Annotated in this window: 18 protein-coding genes; 12 read left to right on the top strand and 6 right to left on the bottom strand. The window is 59.1% G+C overall.

The window, feature by feature from the left end; translation table 11 throughout:
• Positions 1–97 precede the first annotated feature (97 nt).
• The 5 genes from QMX85_RS09840 to QMX85_RS09820 all read left to right on the top strand — a co-directional run bounded on the left by QMX85_RS09840 (position 98) and on the right by QMX85_RS09820 (position 3,845).
• Positions 98–1,066, top strand: a complete 969-nt coding sequence (locus QMX85_RS09840) for a DUF932 domain-containing protein (RefSeq protein ID WP_282340396.1) — start codon at positions 98–100, stop codon at positions 1,064–1,066.
• A gap of 79 nt (positions 1,067–1,145) precedes the next feature.
• Entirely contained in the window at positions 1,146–2,150 is a 1,005-nt protein-coding gene (locus QMX85_RS09835; protein WP_282340394.1) for a lambda-exonuclease family protein, read from the top strand.
• A 91-nt stretch (positions 2,151–2,241) separates the two neighbouring features.
• The gene (locus QMX85_RS09830; protein ID WP_034019468.1) at positions 2,242–3,192 is read left to right on the top strand and encodes a hypothetical protein; all 951 of its coding nucleotides are present in this window, start codon (positions 2,242–2,244) and stop codon (positions 3,190–3,192) included.
• Complete coding sequence (radC, locus tag QMX85_RS09825; RefSeq protein WP_034019467.1) at positions 3,164–3,661, top strand: DNA repair protein RadC; 498 nt, start codon at positions 3,164–3,166, stop codon at positions 3,659–3,661. Before QMX85_RS09830 ends, radC begins: the two co-directional genes overlap by 29 nt.
• 10 nt (positions 3,662–3,671) lie before the next feature.
• A complete protein-coding gene (locus tag QMX85_RS09820; protein WP_165362587.1) occupies positions 3,672–3,845 on the top strand; it encodes a hypothetical protein in 174 nt (57 codons plus the stop codon).
• 69 nt (positions 3,846–3,914) lie between these two features.
• On the opposite strand, the gene QMX85_RS09815 is transcribed toward QMX85_RS09820, so the two are convergent.
• The 3 genes from QMX85_RS09815 to QMX85_RS09805 all read right to left on the bottom strand — a co-directional run bounded on the left by QMX85_RS09815 (position 3,915) and on the right by QMX85_RS09805 (position 5,314).
• The gene (locus tag QMX85_RS09815; protein WP_125861722.1) at positions 3,915–4,196 is read right to left on the bottom strand and encodes a type II toxin-antitoxin system RelE/ParE family toxin; all 282 of its coding nucleotides are present in this window, start codon (positions 4,194–4,196) and stop codon (positions 3,915–3,917) included.
• A complete protein-coding gene (locus QMX85_RS09810; RefSeq protein WP_033942931.1) occupies positions 4,186–4,431 on the bottom strand; it encodes a type II toxin-antitoxin system Phd/YefM family antitoxin in 246 nt (81 codons plus the stop codon). Before QMX85_RS09810 ends, QMX85_RS09815 begins: the two co-directional genes overlap by 11 nt.
• A 184-nt stretch (positions 4,432–4,615) precedes the next feature.
• Complete coding sequence (locus QMX85_RS09805; RefSeq protein ID WP_126190458.1) at positions 4,616–5,314, bottom strand: inovirus Gp2 family protein; 699 nt, start codon at positions 5,312–5,314, stop codon at positions 4,616–4,618.
• A gap of 920 nt (positions 5,315–6,234) precedes the next feature.
• Between QMX85_RS09805 and QMX85_RS09800 the strand changes: the two genes are divergently transcribed.
• The 3 genes from QMX85_RS09800 to QMX85_RS09790 are packed head-to-tail and all read left to right on the top strand — an operon-like array spanning position 6,235 to position 12,085.
• Positions 6,235–7,497, top strand: coding sequence for a TolC family protein (locus QMX85_RS09800; RefSeq protein WP_084342320.1), 1,263 nt, complete (start codon positions 6,235–6,237; stop codon positions 7,495–7,497).
• Positions 7,494–8,954, top strand: a complete 1,461-nt coding sequence (locus tag QMX85_RS09795) for an efflux RND transporter periplasmic adaptor subunit (RefSeq protein WP_282340378.1) — start codon at positions 7,494–7,496, stop codon at positions 8,952–8,954. Before QMX85_RS09800 ends, QMX85_RS09795 begins: the two co-directional genes overlap by 4 nt.
• Positions 8,951–12,085 (top strand): efflux RND transporter permease subunit, encoded by a 3,135-nt coding sequence (locus QMX85_RS09790; RefSeq protein WP_282340376.1) that lies wholly within the window; start codon positions 8,951–8,953, stop codon positions 12,083–12,085. The genes QMX85_RS09795 and QMX85_RS09790 overlap by 4 nt, the downstream gene beginning before the upstream one ends.
• Positions 12,086–12,153: 68 nt before the next feature.
• On the opposite strand, the gene QMX85_RS09785 is transcribed toward QMX85_RS09790, so the two are convergent.
• Genes QMX85_RS09785 through QMX85_RS09775 form a run of 3 tightly spaced genes read right to left on the bottom strand, consistent with a single transcriptional unit; the run spans position 12,154 to position 13,973 of the window.
• A complete protein-coding gene (locus QMX85_RS09785) occupies positions 12,154–12,816 on the bottom strand; it encodes a transmembrane anchor protein (protein WP_137821410.1) in 663 nt (220 codons plus the stop codon).
• A 12-nt stretch (positions 12,817–12,828) separates the two neighbouring features.
• Positions 12,829–13,566, bottom strand: a complete 738-nt coding sequence (locus QMX85_RS09780; RefSeq protein ID WP_137821411.1) for a HupE/UreJ family protein — start codon at positions 13,564–13,566, stop codon at positions 12,829–12,831.
• 47 nt (positions 13,567–13,613) lie between these two features.
• Positions 13,614–13,973, bottom strand: a complete 360-nt coding sequence (locus tag QMX85_RS09775) for a hypothetical protein (RefSeq protein WP_282340372.1) — start codon at positions 13,971–13,973, stop codon at positions 13,614–13,616.
• Positions 13,974–14,091: 118 nt separating this feature from the next.
• Here QMX85_RS09775 and mreA point away from each other — a divergent pair, with 118 nt between their 5' ends.
• From mreA to QMX85_RS09755, 4 genes are read left to right on the top strand one after another with little or no spacing between them, the layout of a single operon-like run.
• A complete protein-coding gene (gene mreA / locus QMX85_RS09770; protein WP_042924893.1) occupies positions 14,092–14,379 on the top strand; it encodes a metal-sensing transcriptional repressor MreA in 288 nt (95 codons plus the stop codon).
• Positions 14,380–14,388: 9 nt separating this feature from the next.
• Positions 14,389–15,504 carry a nickel/cobalt efflux transporter gene (locus QMX85_RS09765; RefSeq protein WP_282340361.1) on the top strand — a complete coding sequence of 372 codons (1,116 nt, stop codon included), beginning with the start codon at positions 14,389–14,391 and terminating at the stop codon, positions 15,502–15,504.
• Positions 15,505–15,507: 3 nt separating this feature from the next.
• Positions 15,508–15,948: a YqaA family protein gene (locus tag QMX85_RS09760; protein ID WP_137821414.1), complete on the top strand. Its 441-nt coding sequence runs from the start codon at positions 15,508–15,510 to the stop codon at positions 15,946–15,948.
• Positions 15,945–16,661, top strand: coding sequence for a TraX family protein (locus QMX85_RS09755; RefSeq protein WP_282340359.1), 717 nt, complete (start codon positions 15,945–15,947; stop codon positions 16,659–16,661). Before QMX85_RS09760 ends, QMX85_RS09755 begins: the two co-directional genes overlap by 4 nt.
• Positions 16,662–17,282 lie beyond the last annotated feature (621 nt).

The following is a 17,282-nucleotide window of genomic DNA, read 5'->3' as shown; positions in this document are numbered from 1 at the left end:
TCCGGCCACCGCTCTCCTCTTCCTTATCTCTAATTGATTGCCGGTGCTGCGCTCTGCGCGGCGCTTTATGCCGGCCTGCATCCAAAGGAAATTCGTCATGGCTCATCAAATCGAACAAATGGCCTACGTTGGCGCTACTCCGTGGCACGGCTTGGGCAACAACCTGCCGCAGAAGCAGCCCATCGAAGTCTGGCAACGCGAAGCAGGCATGGACTGGCAGATCCAGGAAAGCCCTGTGCACTTTAAGTCGGACGCCATAGGCCACTTGGGCGCGATTCATTCGTTCCCGGAACAGAAGGTGCTCTATCGCTCGGACACCAAGGCACCGCTGTCGGTGGTCTCGCAGCGTTATCACACCGTGCAGCCTCGCGAGGTTCTGGAGTTCTACCGGGACCTGACCGAGGTCTCCGGCTACGAGTTGGAAACAGCTGGCGTGCTCAAGGGTGGTCGCAAGTTCTGGGCGCTTGCACGCACCGGCCAGGGCGCTGCGCTCAAGGGCAACGACCAAGTGAATGGCTACCTGCTGTTGGCCACTTCCTGCGACGGCACCCTGGCCACCACGGCAACGCCCACCACCATTCGCGTGGTCTGCAACAACACCCTCACCATCGCCCTGGACGGCACCAGCCGTGCGATCAAGGTGCCGCACAGCACCCGCTTCGATGGTGAGCTGGTGAAGAAGCAGCTCGGCATCGCCGTCTCGCAATGGGACGACTTCATGTACCGCATGCGCCACCTGGCTGAACGCAAGGTGCAGTGGCATGAGGCACTGGGCTTCTTCATGAACGTGATGTGCGAGACAAGCCCAACCGGGGCACTACCGGAGCAACTGCCTAACGAGCGCGCTCTGCGCAAGGTGCAGGAGCTTTACGAAGGTCGTGGCCGTGGCAGCCAGCTGGACTCAGCACGCGGCACCGCCTGGGGCTTGCTCAATGCCGTGACCGAGTACGTCGATCACGAGCGCCGGGCACGCAGCACGGAATACCGTCTCGACTCCGCTTGGTTCGGCCAAGGCGCCCATATCAAGCAACGCGCCCTGGATACAGCCCTGCAATTGGTCGCCTGACCTTTTACCCACTCCAACCCATAACGCCCGACCCGCTTCGTTGCAGGTCGGGCGTTTCTATTTCTGCAAGGTGAACGCTATGAAAGCCACTTCATTGAATCGCAGCACCAGCAAATCCCGCCCCGCCCTGCGTCTGGTCAGCACCAAGGAGCTGCCGCGCGAAGACTGGCTGCAGATCCGCAAGCAAGGCATCGGCAGTTCGGATGCTGCCGCAGCCGTAGGACTCAACCCCTACAAGTCGCAGCTGGAACTCTGGATCGAGAAGACCGGTCGCGATGCTGGCATGCCCAAGGCTGATCCTCAGGATGAGGAAAGCCCGATGTACTGGGGCAACGTCCTGGAGCCCATCGTGGCCTGGCACTACAGCAAGCGTACGAAGAACAAGGTACGTCGCATCAATGCCGTGCTGCAGCATCCGGATCCGGAATTGCCCTGGATGCTGGCCAACATCGACCGCGAGGTGATCGGGGCCGACGATGTGCAGATTCTCGAGTGCAAGACAGCCGGCATAAACGGGGCACGCCTCTGGAAAGAGGGCGTGCCTGAGTATGTGCAGCTGCAGGTGATGCACCAGCTCGCCGTCACGGGCAAGCAGGCGGCGGATGTGGCGGTACTGCTGGGTGGCCAGATGCTGGAGATTCATCGCATCGAGCGAGATGAGCAGATGATCGCTCGGCTGATCGAGCTGGAGCGAAAGTTCTGGCAGTACGTGGAAACCGACACCCCACCGCCGGCCGATGGCACCGCCTCCGCTGAATCAGCCCTGCGTTGCCTCTACCCGGAGGACAACGGCCAGGTCATCGACCTCAGCCAGCATGCTGGTCTGTCAGCGGCTTACATCGAGCTGAAAGCCGTGCGTCAGTCGATTGCCGACAAGGAGAAGCGCGAGGCCGAGCTCAAGCAGATGCTGCAGCAGGCCATGGGAGATGCCAGTCGGGCGGAATTCTCCAGCGGCTACGTCAGCTGGCGCAAGGCCAAGGACAGCATCGGCTTCGATGTCGCACAGCTGCTCAAAGACAAGCCGCACCTGCAGGCCAAGTACCCACTGCTGAAGCCGGGTGCACGGCGCTTCCTGGTCGGCTGAAACCAACCTCATTCATCCCTTCCCTCCCCTTGGCCAGTCCATGCAGTTCGCGCTGCGTGGCTGGCCTTTTTTCATTTCCAGGAGAATTACCATGCTCAAAGGTCTGGCTATCACTCCACCGGTACTCGGGCGGATTTCCATCGGTAAGGTCATCGAGAAGAACGGCAAACGGCTGCCGGAGAAGGATGACCAATTCACCATCACCTCCCAGGTGCAGGGTAAGGACGGCTGGCTGCTGCACCCGCTCAATGACGAGCTACGTCAGGGCAAGGACGACAAGCTGCGTAGCATTCCGGTACGCCTGTTGTTTAACGAACCGGAGCTCAATTTCCGAGCAGACTACACGCTGTTCGACCGACAATCCGGACGCCCGGTCTGCGTCGGCAATGGCGAGACCTGCAAGCGGGTCACTCAGGACGGTATGCAGTCGTTGCCCTGCCCTTCGCCGGATGCCTGTCCGCTGGCCAAAGGCGGTGCCTGCAAGCCCTACGGCCGACTGAACGTGGTCATTGGCGATGAGGATCCGCTGGGCAGCTTCGTGTTCCGCACCACCGGCTTCAACAGCATCCGCACCCTCGCCGCTCGCCTGCATTACTTCCAGGCCATCTCGGGCAACCGCCTGGCCTGCCTGCCACTGGAACTACGTCTACGTGGTAAGTCGACTCGCCAGAGCCATGGCACGCCGATCTTCTACGCCGATCTGACGGTACGTGGTGGCATGGACATGTCTGAAGCACTGGTGTCCGCCAGTGAACTCGATTCGCGGCGGCAAGCTGCCGGCTTCAATCAAGCAGCGTTGGATGAGGCTGCACGACGCGGCTTCGGCAACGGAGCCTTCGAGGACAGCGAGGAGGATGCCAGCGCCATCGTGGAAGAGTTCTACCCCGAGGGTGAAGCTCCTGCTGCAGCAACAATTTCCCAACTCAACCCCACCAAACCCAGCCTGGCTGAAAAGCTCGATGCACAGGCTGCTCGTCACACCCCACCCACAGACCAAGACCAAGGAGGCCGCCATGCACCTGCACAAGCTGAAAGCCAGTGACACGGCCGGCACCTACTTAGTCGAGTCCCCGGTGACGGAAAACGACATCCTGCTGATGGCCAGGCAACTGGCCAGCCTGCGTCTGCGCAAGGGACGTGCCCTGACGTCGCCTAAGGAGGTGTTCAGTCACCTACAGGCGCTGCTGGCTGACTATGAGCACGAGGTGTTCGCCCTGCTCATGCTCGATAGCAGGCACCGGGTGATTGCGTTCGAGGAGCTGTTCAGGGGGACTCTTGATGGAGCCAGCGTGTATCCCAGGGAGGTCGTGAAGCTCGCCCTGGAGCACAACGCCGCCGCCCTGATCCTGGTGCACAACCACCCTTCGGGTGACCCAGAACCCAGCATGGCGGATCGAAACCTCACCACGAAACTGCAGGACGCGCTCAACCTGGTCGGAGTCAGAACGCTCGATCACGTTGTGGTAGGCCAGGAGGATTGTGTGTCGTTGGCTGAGCGCGGCTACCTGTAAGGAGATGCCAATGAAACTGCTGTTACGGACTGTTGCCTCGGCATTCATGTTTGCCGGGATCTTGGCCGGTTGTCTGGCGATATTGCTGCTGGTGATTCTGATGGTGCGCTTTCCACCATTGCTGATTGCCGTGGTGTTGGCGTGCTGGATCTACCGGAAGCAGAAAGTAAGAATGAACCCTTGAACGGTGAGCCAGCGTAGGTAGTCGAAAGACTGCCTGCAATGGCTCTCACTTTTTCTTTTGCCCTGGTAGCTAACGCTTACCTGCTGCCTTGTAAGCTGCACTTCGTTCACGCTTGCCCACTGCGACCACCATCACAACCACACGATCATCTTCGACCCGATAGACCAATCGATAGCCTGCTGTTCGGAGCTTGATCTTGTAGTGCCCAGGCAGATCCCTGAGGGCATCAGCCTGTACCTTTGGTGCTTCCAGCCGCTCACGCAGTTTTTTCTTTGCCTGCTCACGCACTGTATGACCCAGCTTCTCCCATTCCTTCAGCGCTGAGGGCAGGAACTCGAGCTTATAGGTCATCCAGGTTCACCGGCACACCCTTCTCACCGGAGCGTGCATTAACGACATCGATCAGATCCAGATCGTCCAGACGGTCCAGCATCTGCTCGTACAGCTCGGCTGGCACCATGTACCCCATCACGCGGTTATGATTGAGAACGGCGACCGGCATGCCACCAGCACCAGCCATAACACCGGTGGGGTTTTTCTTCAGCTCAGAAACGCTCACTGCAACGTCAGCCAAAACACTCTGCATACCATAGCTCCTTTTTTAGGTCTTTATTTTGGTCTTAAGGTGCATAGCATAGCAAGGCATCCCCATGGGCAATCTTCCAAATGGCACGAGGCGTCCAATTTTGAACCGCCGCCATCTTGGAGAACTGATTGCCCTGAAGCCTCCCATTCAGCTGTGAGCCCATGCGGCTTGCGCGGACTGCTCCCTACCCCCGACTGGTCTCGAAACTCCGCTGGCGATCCCCGTAGTGCTTGGTCGCTTTCTTACACAGGTAACTGGCTCGGCAGAACAGCTCAGGCAGCTCATCGAACTCGTCTCGACGAATTTCTCGATTGATAAAGTACTCAGGATTCTTTGGCCTATGGACCAGCCCCCTAACCTGATCAGCTGATAATCCAAGTACACTGGCCCAAGACTCTTCAATCCGTCTGAACATGTTAATCCGTTCAGAACCTATCCGGCCTAGCCTGTAATAGGCATCACGGTTCAAAAGAATCAGTAGGTGGTAATGGCGACGACCTCTCTGACCGATCTCTTTCGACCAGACGTATCGTACTTTGCAACCACGCGAGTAACCACGCTCAGCCACGCGCTCCTGGTGGTACTGGATCTTCTTCGTAAACGATTCGAAGAACTTGCTTATGACCTTGTTCGTATAGGCGTACTCGGGTAGCTCGATACCATTAGGCACATAAAGATCTACTCTGAAGGCAAGTACTCTAGGGTACTCAGCCATGGCTAAGTCGATGGTATGTTTGAGTTCATAAAGGTATTCCAGAGCAAAGGGGCCTACTTCTGCCTGGATAGGAAAACCTTCAAAGGTCTCCCCGTAGTGCAAATGAAGATTGGTATTATCGGGATGACGTAGTGGGGAGTGCTGGGTTGTAGCGATATCGTTGACCATGGTTATGACTCCAGTTAATTTGACTCATAACACATATGCCATTATTAAATATTTAATACACCCTCCACCCCTAACACCCGCACCATGCTAGATAAGTTTAATAGTTATCAATAAAATAATAATACTCCCGCCGCAAAATAAATAAGCAGAAAGCCCAGCAAACACGAAGGGCGCTATAGATAAAACAAAGCAATTACAGAGCCTTTAACAATCAATACAATTTCGGAATTAAATTATCCAAATTATCCAAAAATAATACGCTGATCCATGTAGTTAATTATAGAGTGATTATAGAATCCTCTTTGGCCTGAACTCTATCGCTTGCTCGATTGAAATCTCACCCGCTACAAAATCAGCTCGCCCTGTGAGACTAGACACTCTATTTGATCCAAATCAACGAAGTGCTGTTATCGTCAAAAGGAGCATTCATGGCTCGGGGGCAATCTGCTATCGTCGGCCTATTGCCCCGCCTGGTGAATTGCTGTGCGTCGGATTGGATTGATCCTGCTAATGATTGCTAGCCTCGTGCTGCCGACCTTCGGCGGTGTGGCTTTCAGCATGCCGGCACAACCTTGCCCGATGCAGAGCGCCGATCATCAGGGCCATGCAATGGTCGATGCTCCGTGCTGCGAGCAAATGGACACGTCTGATGGGGTGGCCAATAAGTCCCCCTGCAAATCCGGCCAGGAATGCAAGACCGGAGGACTTCTCCAGACCACCGTGATCAAGAGCATATCCCCTCTCCCCTCACGCCCCGAGATATTGCTGACCCAGTCGGTGATTAAGCGAGAGCCCGCAGGACTCTGGCGCCCTCCTCGTTTCGTCTAATGCCGTGATCATCCCGCGCCTTACAGTCAGGCGCATCGTCGCGACCACGTTTCGTAGCTGCGACCTCGATCAATCGCATTGGAGGCGAAAGCATGTCCGCTTTCCTTTTTCCACGCCGTGGCTATCTCGGCGTGTTGGCTGCCGCATTCTGGGCAGCTCCCTGGCTTGCCGCGCAGGCACAGCCCCTAACCTTCGAACGAGCCCAAACTCTGGCCGAACAGAGTGCCCCTGAGAACCTCGCGCGCCAGGCGCAGGTGGCATCGGCACAGCAGGCTGTAGGGCCCGCAGACGCCTTGCCCGATCCCAAGCTGATTATAGGCATCGACAACCTGCCGATCGAAGGCCCTGACCGTTACACACTTAATCGTGACTCCATGACCATGCGCCGCATTGGACTCATGCAGGAGGTACCAAACGGCGACAAGCGTCTGGCCCGTCGCCAACTGGCCGAAGCCTCCATGACGCGGGCCGAGGCCGAGCAGCGTGCCATGCAGTTGGAAATCAAGCGCCAGACGGCAGTGAGCTGGCTGGACGTGTACTACGCCGAACGCAGTGTTGGCCTCTTCGATCAACTGGACCGTCAGATCGAGATGCTCCGCTCGACCGTGCAATCGCTAATTGCCGGCGGTAGTGCTCAGCCTGGCGAGCTGTTGCAGGCCGACCAGGAAGCTTTGGCGTTACAAGATCGGCGAGATGAACTGAATCGCGATGTGGCAGTAGCTCGTGCCAAGCTGCGCCGCTGGATAGGCAACGAGGCTGACCAGCCTTTGCAAGGAGGTGTTCCCAATCTGAACCTGGTGGCACCGCACCTGCAGCAACGCATTGCCTCACACCCTGAGTTGCGCGCTGCCTCCGCCCGAGTCGGCGAGGCTAGCGCCGAGCTGAACGAGGCCATCGCCGAGAAGACCCCCGACTGGGGTGTTGAGTTTGCCTACAACAATCGCGACAACCAGTTCGGCGATATGGTGATGGTGCAATTCACGTTCGACCTGCCGTTGTTCGTAGGCACACGTCAGGGGCCCAAGATCAACGCCAGACAACAAAGCGTGTCGCAGATGGAAGCCGAGCAGGAAGCATTACTGCGCGCCCATCAGGCTGAGCTGGAAGGCGGTATTGCCGAGCTTGAGCAACTGCGCAGGACCTTGTCACGCACCGAAAAAACCTTGATCCCGCTTGCAAGCAAACGGGCCGATCTCGAACTGGCCGCCTACCAAGCCGGTAACAGCCAGCTCACATCCGTTATTACTGCCCAGCGCGACCTGATTGAGGCGCAGCTGCGGCAGATTGAACAGCAGCGCAAGTTGAGCCAGCTCTCCGCAAGCCTGTACTACGCCTATGTGGAGGGCCTGAAATGAAGATATCGACATTTGGTTTTGCGGTCGCCGTGCTGACCGTGGGCATTGGCGCGGCGGGCGGTGGCTACTGGCTGGCCCAGCGGCAAGCCAAACACGAGCTACTGCCTAGCTCCGCACCGACGGAAGAGCGCAAGGTGCTCTATTGGTACGACCCTATGCAGCCTGAGCAGCGCTTCGATAAACCGGGCAAGTCACCTTTCATGGATATGGAACTTGTCCCTAAATACGCAGGATCCGAGCAGGATCCGTCTGTCCTGAGCATCCCCGCTCAAGCCGTGCAGAACCTCGGAATGCGAACCTCGATGGTGATCCGAGGTGTACTGCCCTCGGATATCGAGGCGGTGGGTTCCCTGGCCTATAACCAGCGAGAAGTGGCGAACCTCCAGGCCCGCGCCGGCGGATTCGTCGAGCGGGTTTACGGTCGCGCCCCGGGCGATGTGCTGCCTGCCGGAGCCCCCCTGGTCGACCTGCTGATTCCCGAATGGTCCGCCGCGCAGTTGGAGTTCCTGGCGGTACTGCGTACCGCTGACACTCGCTTGATAAGTGCGGCCCAAGAGCGCCTGCGCCTGCTTGGCATGCCTCAAACGTTGATCGAGCAGGTCCGCCGCAGCGGCAAACCACGGGCGGTGCAAACCCTCACCACACCTATCAGCGGCGAGCTCCAAGCCTTGCAGGTACGCGCCGGGATGACCGTCGAAGCCGGGCAGGATCTGGCGTTGATTAACGGGCTATCCAGTGTCTGGCTCGATGCGGCGATACCCGAGGCCATGGCCGGAAGTATCCAGGTCGGGGACGAGATCCGCGCCAACCTGACGGCCTTTCCTGATCGACCGCTGCTGGGCCGCGTCATAGCCTTGCTGCCGAGTGCCGATCCGCAAACACGCACGCTCACGGTACGCAGCGAGCTACCCAACCCTGCCGGTAAGTTGCGCCCCGGCATGTTCGCCGCCGTACGCCTGAACAGTGCCGTCGAACAATCCACGCTTCTTGTGCCGAGTGAAGCCGTGATTCGCACCGGGAAGCGTGCGTTGGTGATGCTGGTAGAAGGCGATGGGCGCTACCGCCCCCTGGAAATAACCTTGGGCCGCGAGGCTGATGGGCGTCTGGAGGTGTTGTCCGGTCTTGAGGAGGGTCAGGCGGTCGTTACCTCCGGCCAGTTCCTCATCGATTCGGAGGCCAGCCTACAGGGTGTCATGGCCAGCCATGCCGAGCAGGACAATAAGAAGGAACTACATGAGGCCCATGGTGTGATTCGTGCTCTGGACGCGGAGTCAGTCACCCTGGAGCACGGGCCCTTCGAGAGCCTGAATATGCCAGGTATGACCATGGCTTTTCCATTGGTCAGCTCAGAAGTAGCTGTGGGACTTAAGCCAGGAGATCACGTACGTATCGGCGCCCGCCAGAAAAACTCCGGCCTGATGATCGAGCAGCTCAGCAAGGAAGGAGACCAGCCATGATCGCACGCCTGATCCACTGGTCTATCGGCAATCGCTTTCTGGTGCTGCTGGCGACCCTGTTCATCACCGCCCTGGGCATCTGGTCGCTGCGCAACACGCCGTTGGATGCACTGCCGGATCTGTCCGACACCCAGGTCATCATCCGCACAAGCTTCCCCGGGCAGGCACCGCAGATTGTCGAGAACCAGGTGACCTACCCGCTGGCCACCACCATGCTCTCGGTGCCGGGGGCGAAGACAGTGCGCGGCTACTCGTTCTTCGGCGACTCCTTCGTTTATGTGCTGTTCGAGGACGATACCGACCTCTACTGGGCACGCTCGCGGGTGCTGGAGTACCTCAACCAGGCGCAGGAACGCCTGCCCGAGGGTGTTACCACCACCCTTGGGCCGGATGCCACCGGCGTGGGCTGGATCTACCAGTACGCCTTGGTCGACCGCAGCGGCCAGCATGATCTTGCCCAGCTGCGGGCACTGCAGGACTGGTTCCTTAAGTACGAACTCAAGAGCCTGCCCAACGTAGCCGAAGTGGCCACCCTCGGCGGCATGGTCAAGCAATACCAAGTGCTGCTCGATCCCCAGAAGCTGGTGGCTTATGGGGTAACTCAGCAGGAGGTCGAAGCGGCGCTGAAGAGCGCCAATCAGGAAACCGGCGGCGCCATCCTGGAGCTGGCAGAGCGCGAGTACATGGTCCGGGCTTCAGGCTATCTAGAGAGCCTGGCGGATTTCCGCAATGTGCCGCTGCGGGCTTCGGCCAGCGGAGTTCCGGTGCTGCTGGGTCAGGTGGCCACCATTCAGTTGGGGCCAGAGATGCGTCGTGGCATTGCCGAGCTGGATGGCCAGGGTGAAGTTGTAGGTGGCGTGGTCATCTTGCGCTCCGGAAAGAATGCCCGCGATACCATCGCCGCGGTGAAGACCAAGCTGGACAGCCTGAAGGGCAGCTTGCCGGCCGGCGTCGAGGTGGTCACCACCTATGACCGTTCGCAATTGATCGACCGCGCCATCGATAACCTCAGCTACAAGCTGCTGGAAGAGTTCGCGGTGGTTGCCCTGGTTTGCCTGCTCTTCCTCTGGCACCTGCGCTCGTCGCTGGTCGCGATCATCACCCTGCCCCTGGGCATCCTCATGGCCTTCATCGTCATGCGCTACCAGGGCGTCAATGCCAACATCATGTCGCTCGGCGGGATCGCCATCGCCATCGGCGCCATGGTCGACGCCGCCGTGGTGATGATCGAGAACGCGCACAAGCACATCGAAACCTGGAAGGCTCGACACCCTGGTGAGCAGCTACAGGGCGAGGCGCACTGGCGGGTGATCGGCGAAGCCGCGGTCGAGGTCGGGCCGGCGCTGTTCTTCAGCCTGCTGATCATCACCCTGTCCTTCCTCCCGGTCTTCACCCTGGAGGCCCAGGAAGGCCGCCTGTTCGGCCCGCTGGCCTTCACCAAGACCTATGCCATGGCGGCTGCCGCCGGACTCTCGGTCACCTTGGTACCGGTGCTGATGGGCTACTGGATTCGCGGGCATATCCCCAGCGAACAACAGAACCCCTTGAACCGCTGGCTGATCGGCGCATACCGGCCGGTACTGGAGTGGGTGCTGGCTTGGCCAAAAGTGACCCTGGCGCTGGCCTTGCTGGTCTTTTTGTCCAGTCTCTGGCCCCTCAGCAGACTCGGAGGAGAGTTTCTGCCGCCCATGGACGAGGGCGACCTGTTGTACATGCCCTCGGCCCTGCCCGGCTTGCCGGCGAGCAAGGCAACCCAGTTGCTGCAGCAAACCAACAGGATGATCCTCACGGTGCCCGAAGTGGCTCGGGTATTCGGCAAGGCCGGGCGTGCGGAGACCGCCACCGATCCAGCACCGCTGGAAATGTTCGAAACCACGGTGCAGTTCAAGCCGCGCGAGCAATGGCGAGCCGGGATGACGCCGGAGAAGCTGGTCGAGGAGTTGGACCGCGCGGTGAAGGTCCCCGGGCTGTCCAATATCTGGGTGCCGCCCATCCGCAACCGCATCGACATGCTGGCGACGGGGATCAAGAGCCCCATTGGGGTGAAAGTGTCCGGAACCTCCTTGGTCGACATCGAGCGCATAACGCGCGATATCGAGGCCGTGGCCAAAGAGGTGCCTGGGGTGAGTTCGGCCTTGGCAGAACGCCTGACCGGAGGTCGCTATGTGGATATCCAGATCGATCGACTGGCCGCGGCGCGCTATGGCCTGAGCATCGCCGATCTGCAGACGGTGGTATCGGGCGCAATCGGCGGCAGAAATATTGGCGAGACGGTTGAAGGACTGGCCCGCTTCCCGATCAACCTGCGCTATCCCAAGGAGTGGCGAGACAGTCCGCAGGCACTACGGCGTATGCCGATCCTCACCCCAGCCGGCCAGCAGATCACCTTGGGCACCGTCGCCCAGGTTAGTCTGACCGAAGGGCCGCCGATGCTGCGCAGCGAGAACGGGCGACTGTCCGGCTGGGTCTATGTCGATGTCCGCGGGCGCGACCTGGCCTCGACCGTGCGCGAGCTGCAGCAGCGCGTCGCCGAGCGGGTACAACTCGACGCCGGCATGACCGTCTCCTACTCCGGTCAGTTCGAATTCCTCGAGCGCGCCAATGCGCGGCTGGCCTGGGTGGTGCCGGCGACTCTGTTGATTATCTTCGTGCTGCTCTACCTGACTTTCAGCCGCTTCGGCGAGGCCCTGCTGATCATGGCCACCCTGCCCTTTGCCCTGTCGGGCGGCATCTGGCTGCTCTACTGGTTCGGCTTCAACCTGTCGGTGGCCACCGGCGTGGGCTTCATCGCCCTGGCCGGCGTCTCGGCAGAGTTCGGGGTAATCATGCTGCTGTACCTGAAGAATGCCTGGCATGCACGTATGGATGCAGGGCGCAGCGACGATCCGGCCCTACTGGAGGCAATTCGCGAAGGCGCGGTGCTGCGTGTGCGGCCCAAGGTGATGACGGTGGCCGTGATCATCGCCGGCCTGTTGCCCATTCTCTGGGGCGGCGGAGCGGGTTCAGAGGTCATGAAACGCATTGCCGCACCTATGGTTGGCGGCATGATCACAGCCCCGCTGCTGTCCATGCTGGTGTTGCCTGCCGCCTATTGGTTGATGCGTCGACGGGGTAAACGAAAGAGTTACTAACCACAGGAGCTATAGCTCTGAATGTTCAGGTGAGCCCCTCCGCCATATGACGAAGGGGCTTATCTGTCTTAAATCACGCGTTTAACGCTCAGGTAATCGCCCTTGGTCTTCAGCGTGATGGTCACGTCGCGGTTGCTGCGGTTGCGCCAGAACCAGCCGTGTGTACCGTCGAAGATGGCGGTGAATTCACCCTTGTCGCCCTTGATCTGCTTACCCTTGCTATAGCTGTGGTAGTAGCCCTTTGGGCCGTTGTAGGGTTCGCCATGGGTGTCGTGGTTGACCGGAACACCATTGGTCGTCCACTCGTAGCTGACCGTGGCCTTGTTCAGCATCTCCAGCTTGATTTCACTGGCCTCACCTGGCTTCAGGGTGACGGTTATCTCGTCAGACTTCAGGGCTGGCTGCGGCTCAGCTACTGGTTCGGCCACAGATGCTGCTGCAACAGGCTCTTGAACTACTGGCTGAACAGGTACAGGAGCTTGAGCTACGGGAGCCGCCGCTGGCTGAACCGATGCATCCGCTGCCGCTTCTTCGGCCAGGGTTATCTTCATTTCGCCCATCTGGGTCAGGCCGAGTACGCGACCAACGCCCGTCGGGTCGATGGCGTACTCCGAAGGCATCACCACGGTGACCAGTAAGGCAGCGGCAACACCCACGGCGATCACAGTGGAGCGCAGCAGTTGGCGGCTGGTCGGCAATTCGCTTTGGGTCGGGAGTTTGGTATTGAACATGCTGAGAATTCCTTACTGAGAGACGATCAGGCCGGTGAGCTGGTAACCCATCAAGAGGAAACCGGCGCTCATCATGGCGACGTTGGCGGTGTAGGCATGACGCCAGAAGCTGGCGGTACGTCGCCAGTAGCCCATGACAATCAAAATTGCGCCCAGGGCCAGGAGCTGACCGATTTCGACGCCGACGTTGAAGGCGATCAGGTTGGTGATCAGGCCATCTGCCGAGATCTCGTATTCCTGAATCTTGGTCGCCAGACCAAAACCATGCAGCAGGCCGAAAATCAGCGTGGCCGCTTTGGTGTTCGGCTGATGGCCGAACCAGCGCTGGAATGCGCCCAGGTTATCCAGCGCCTTGTACACCACCGAGAAACCGATGATGGCGTCGATCACATAGGAGCTGATGTTGATTTCCGCCAGTACGCCCAATAGCAGCGTCACGGTGTGACCCAGGGCGAACAGGGTGACGTAGAGCCCCACGTCCTTCAGGCGGTAGAGAAAGAAGATCACCCCGAAGAGGAACAGCAGGTGGTCGTAGCCGGTGATCATGTGCTTAGCGCCCATGTAGATGAACGGCAGCACCATCACCCCGGAGCTTTCCTGGATAAAGCCCTTGTCGCCCTCGGCGACAGCGTGGGCCAGTGCGTCAGGCATGCCGAGAAACAGCAATGCCGTGAACAGCAGCAACAGTAGTAACGAGCGATTCGGGCGCACGACAGATGCGTCCATTGCGCCCATAGATAGCGATTGCATGGTTGAGTCCTAAATTAAAGGGGTCTTGGGCCGCACAGCGGCCTGTGTCAGAGCACAAATGTGGCGCGCGGTGGCCGCTCGATCAGGAAGATCGGGCTTGGAGGAATGGAGTAGCGAGGGGCGGGTATCGGCTGCGCACGTTCTGGCAGCGTGCTGATGCTCAGCAGCGCAGTCAGGTGTGGTGTTTCATGCAAGTGGTCGGCTGTCAGCGGCGAGTGGCAGTGATCCCCGTACGCAGCACAGGCCTGCGTCTCATCACCATGCGCATGCGAATGAGCACTGTCATTTCCACTCAAGGAAGGCTGGCTCGATCCCATAAACAGCGCAGAGGTATGCCCGGCCCAAGCCAGCAATATGGCGAGAGCAAGGGCAAAAATCACCTTGGTGCTAATGGGATTGCTGAGCATGTTGTGGTTCTTTCGATGCCTAAGCGAGTGGCTTTTATGGAGAGGTAGCCGGTTTGACCATATCCCCCCCAGGGGGATAGCATGAGAGCGTAATTCATCGACGCACGAGACTCAAGGCATGAGCGATCACGAACACGGCCACCAGCACCAAAGTCATGGCGACATCATCAAAAGGTTGAAGCGTGCGGAGGGCCACCTGCGCAGCATCGTCACCATGATTGAAGACAGCCGGGCCTGCGTCGACATTGCTCAGCAGCTACATGCCGTGGAAAAAGCCGTCTGCCAGGCCAAGCGTGTGCTTATCCAAGACCATATCGACCACTGTCTGGAACATACAGTCGAAGCACTTGCGGTAGGCGAGCGCGCTTCACTCGAAGACTTCAAGCAAATCACCAAGTACCTCTAGGCCCCTCCCATGTCGAGTTTCGCCGAATTGCTGCAACAGGGGGGCTCGCAGGCCTGGCTGTACTTCCCCAGCGCCATTCTGCTGGGTGCTTTGCACGGCTTGGAGCCTGGGCACTCGAAGACCATGATGGCGGCGTTTATCGTGGCCATTCGTGGCACGGTGAAGCAGGCCATTCTGCTGGGACTGGCCGCAACGCTTTCGCACACCGCCGTAGTCTGGCTGGTGGCCATGGGCGGCATGTACCTAGGGCAGAATTTAGATGCCGAAACTACCGAGCCTTATTTCCAGCTCGCGTCCGCCGCCATCATTATCACCATCGCCCTGTGGATGCTCTGGCGCACCTGGCGTGGCGAGCAGATGTGGCGCTTCGAGGAGGGCAATGACCATCACCAACACGATGAAACCCATCGCATCGATACCGGGCATGGGTGTATCGAGCTGTCGATCTTTGAAGAAGGAGTTCCACCACGCTGGCGGCTGAAGTCCTTGAGTGGCCATACCTGGTCGGCTATTGAAGTGAGCCTGCTGGCTACCCGGCCCGATGGCCAGACCGAACAATTCTGGTTCGTAGACCGAGGAGGCTATCTGGAATCACTGGTCGAGATTCCTGAGCCCCATGACTTCACTGCACGGCTTAGCCTGGGCCATACCGGTCATTCCCACGACTATGACCTGGAGTTCCGCGAGCACAGCCACGGTCATGAGCATGCTGAGCAGGAGGAACTGGAACTGTCGCTGGAGGGCTATCAAGATGCCCATGAACGGGCGCACGCCAACGACATCCGCAAACGCTTCAGCAGCCTTAACGTCACCACCAGTCAGATCATCATGTTCGGCCTAACGGGAGGGCTGATTCCGTGTCCGGCCGCAATCACCGTGCTGCTGCTCTGCCTGCAAGTGAAGGAAGTTGCGCTGGGAGCCGTACTGGTGTTGTGCTTCAGCATTGGTTTGGCCATCACTCTGGTCACCGTTGGCGCTGCCGCCGCTATCGGCGCTCGCCAAGCCTCCAGTCGCTGGCCGTGGCTTGGCGCTGTAGCGCGTCGCGCCCCTTACCTGTCCAGCTTGCTGATCATCGGCGTGGGGATTTACGTCGGTTTCCACGGTTGGATCGGCCTGAACGCCTAGCCGATGTGGGAGTTATCCGGTTATTTCGGTCTGTTCCTCACAGCCTTCGGTGCCGCCACGCTGCTGCCCATGCAGTCGGAGGCGGTACTGGTCAGGTTGCTGCTGACTGACCGCTATACAGCATGGACACTACTGGCGGTGGCCACCACGGGCAATGTGCTGGGCTCGGTGCTGAACTGGCTGCTGGGTCGCTCCATCGAGCACTACCGGCACAAGCGCTGGTTTCCCGTCAGCGAAGGCAAGCTGGAAAGGGTCCAGCAGGCGTATCACCGCTTCGGTCGCTGGTCGCTGCTGCTCAGTTGGGTACCGATCATTGGTGATCCACTTACCGTGGTAGCCGGTGTCATGCGCGAACCGTTCTGGAGCTTCCTGTTAGTCGTGACGCTGGCCAAGGCCACTCGCTACCTGCTGCTGGCTGCGCTGACGCTTGGGTGGTTCGGGTGAGCCCGCATGCACGCGACGCCAACCTGGATCTGATCAAGTGGCTGGCGATGCTGACGATGCTGCTGGATCACTTGCGCTACGTTTGGCCTGAAGCCGAATGGCTGTTTATCGTCGGTCGTTTAGCGTTCCCGCTGTTCTGCCTGGGCATTGCAGCCAATGTGGCGCGCTCGCAATCGGGAGCACTGTACACCGATGACAACGTTCGTTATTTGGGCTGGATGGTTGCGTTTGCCGTGATCTCGGAGTTGCCCTATCGCCTGCTTTCCAGCGACAGTAGCACGCTCAATGTAATGCCCTCGCTGCTGCTGGGCCTGCTTATCGTCTGGGGCGCACACCATCGTGGCCGCGATGGCCTTATTCTGGCTCTGGCCGGAGTGAGCCTGGCAGTGCTGATTCAAGAACGCCTGATGTACGGGATTTTCGGTGCGCTGTTGCCGGCAGCATTGTTGCTGGCCATGCAACGCCCTGGTCTGGTTTGGCTATTGCCAGCCGCACTTTGCGTACTGGCCAACAGCCGTAACCGCTGGCTCGCGGAGTGGGAGTTGCAGCCCTATACGTTGCTGATCCTGGCCACAGCGTTCGCGGCGCCCTTAATTGGGCTATGGCTACTGCGCCGAACGCGCCATTTCAGGATCTGGCCGGTCAAGCGCTGGGGCTACTGGTTCTACCCTAGTCATCTAGTAGCACTGCACCTGATCCGCACGCTCAGCTAGTGTGGGTTTTCCTTCTTCAAAGCCTGCTTGCTCACTCCATATAATCAGCAAGGAACCATCGTTAACAGCCGCCGTGCACTGTGTAATTAGCCCTTTGGGCGCGTCACCTTTTAAAAGGTTATGCGATGCCTATGGTGCTTGTGCCGCCCACCTGAGAGTGATCTCATGCGGGACAATTCGTACGACGACCGTATTTTCAATGAGGCTAGGATCAAACCTCCCTCCCCCACTTAATGCCTACCGACATCAACGATGCCCAGCCGTACTATTACAACTCAAGCAGTACTTGCACTGAGCCTGGCATTACTGCTGGTCATGGTCTGGCATACATCTTCCTTGTTGACGGGTACAGAGCCGCAAGCGGGATTCAAAAGCGAATCCACGCACAGTAGTTTGTCCACAGATACAGCCCCCTCTTGCTCATGGTGTGAAGATCATCGGCACTCGCCGGTGACTGCTGACCATGTGCATGAAACCCCTTACCTCGGGCCGTTGCTTACCCTGCCTGCCCAAGCAGAAAACAACGCACTTGCGGCTATTTCGGATCAAGCTACGCCAGTTCGCCCTATCTACCTGATTGAGCGCCCTCCACGATCCAGACGCGTGATCTAGACAAAACCG

It is taken from the genome of Pseudomonas sp. PS02288 (assembly GCF_029959715.1).
GTDB classification, from domain to species: Bacteria; Pseudomonadota; Gammaproteobacteria; order Pseudomonadales; family Pseudomonadaceae; genus Pseudomonas_O; species Pseudomonas_O kuykendallii.
This window is presented reverse-complemented; position numbering and strand designations above follow the sequence as displayed.

What these genes read in the sequence shown, in the direction of transcription:
- QMX85_RS09840 (WP_282340396.1), top strand. Translation starts at nt 98, where the DNA reads ATGGCTCATCAAATCGAACAAATGGCCTACGTTGGCGCTACTCCGTGG.
- QMX85_RS09835 (WP_282340394.1), top strand. Translation starts at nt 1,146, where the DNA reads ATGAAAGCCACTTCATTGAATCGCAGCACCAGCAAATCCCGCCCCGCC.
- QMX85_RS09830 (WP_034019468.1), top strand. Translation starts at nt 2,242, where the DNA reads ATGCTCAAAGGTCTGGCTATCACTCCACCGGTACTCGGGCGGATTTCC.
- radC (WP_034019467.1), top strand. Translation starts at nt 3,164, where the DNA reads ATGCACCTGCACAAGCTGAAAGCCAGTGACACGGCCGGCACCTACTTA.
- QMX85_RS09820 (WP_165362587.1), top strand. Translation starts at nt 3,672, where the DNA reads ATGAAACTGCTGTTACGGACTGTTGCCTCGGCATTCATGTTTGCCGGG.
- QMX85_RS09815 (WP_125861722.1), bottom strand. Translation starts at nt 4,196, where the DNA reads ATGACCTATAAGCTCGAGTTCCTGCCCTCAGCGCTGAAGGAATGGGAG.
- QMX85_RS09810 (WP_033942931.1), bottom strand. Translation starts at nt 4,431, where the DNA reads ATGCAGAGTGTTTTGGCTGACGTTGCAGTGAGCGTTTCTGAGCTGAAG.
- QMX85_RS09805 (WP_126190458.1), bottom strand. Translation starts at nt 5,314, where the DNA reads ATGGTCAACGATATCGCTACAACCCAGCACTCCCCACTACGTCATCCC.
- QMX85_RS09800 (WP_084342320.1), top strand. Translation starts at nt 6,235, where the DNA reads ATGTCCGCTTTCCTTTTTCCACGCCGTGGCTATCTCGGCGTGTTGGCT.
- QMX85_RS09795 (WP_282340378.1), top strand. Translation starts at nt 7,494, where the DNA reads ATGAAGATATCGACATTTGGTTTTGCGGTCGCCGTGCTGACCGTGGGC.
- QMX85_RS09790 (WP_282340376.1), top strand. Translation starts at nt 8,951, where the DNA reads ATGATCGCACGCCTGATCCACTGGTCTATCGGCAATCGCTTTCTGGTG.
- QMX85_RS09785 (WP_137821410.1), bottom strand. Translation starts at nt 12,816, where the DNA reads ATGTTCAATACCAAACTCCCGACCCAAAGCGAATTGCCGACCAGCCGC.
- QMX85_RS09780 (WP_137821411.1), bottom strand. Translation starts at nt 13,566, where the DNA reads ATGCAATCGCTATCTATGGGCGCAATGGACGCATCTGTCGTGCGCCCG.
- QMX85_RS09775 (WP_282340372.1), bottom strand. Translation starts at nt 13,973, where the DNA reads ATGCTCAGCAATCCCATTAGCACCAAGGTGATTTTTGCCCTTGCTCTC.
- mreA (WP_042924893.1), top strand. Translation starts at nt 14,092, where the DNA reads ATGAGCGATCACGAACACGGCCACCAGCACCAAAGTCATGGCGACATC.
- QMX85_RS09765 (WP_282340361.1), top strand. Translation starts at nt 14,389, where the DNA reads ATGTCGAGTTTCGCCGAATTGCTGCAACAGGGGGGCTCGCAGGCCTGG.
- QMX85_RS09760 (WP_137821414.1), top strand. Translation starts at nt 15,508, where the DNA reads ATGTGGGAGTTATCCGGTTATTTCGGTCTGTTCCTCACAGCCTTCGGT.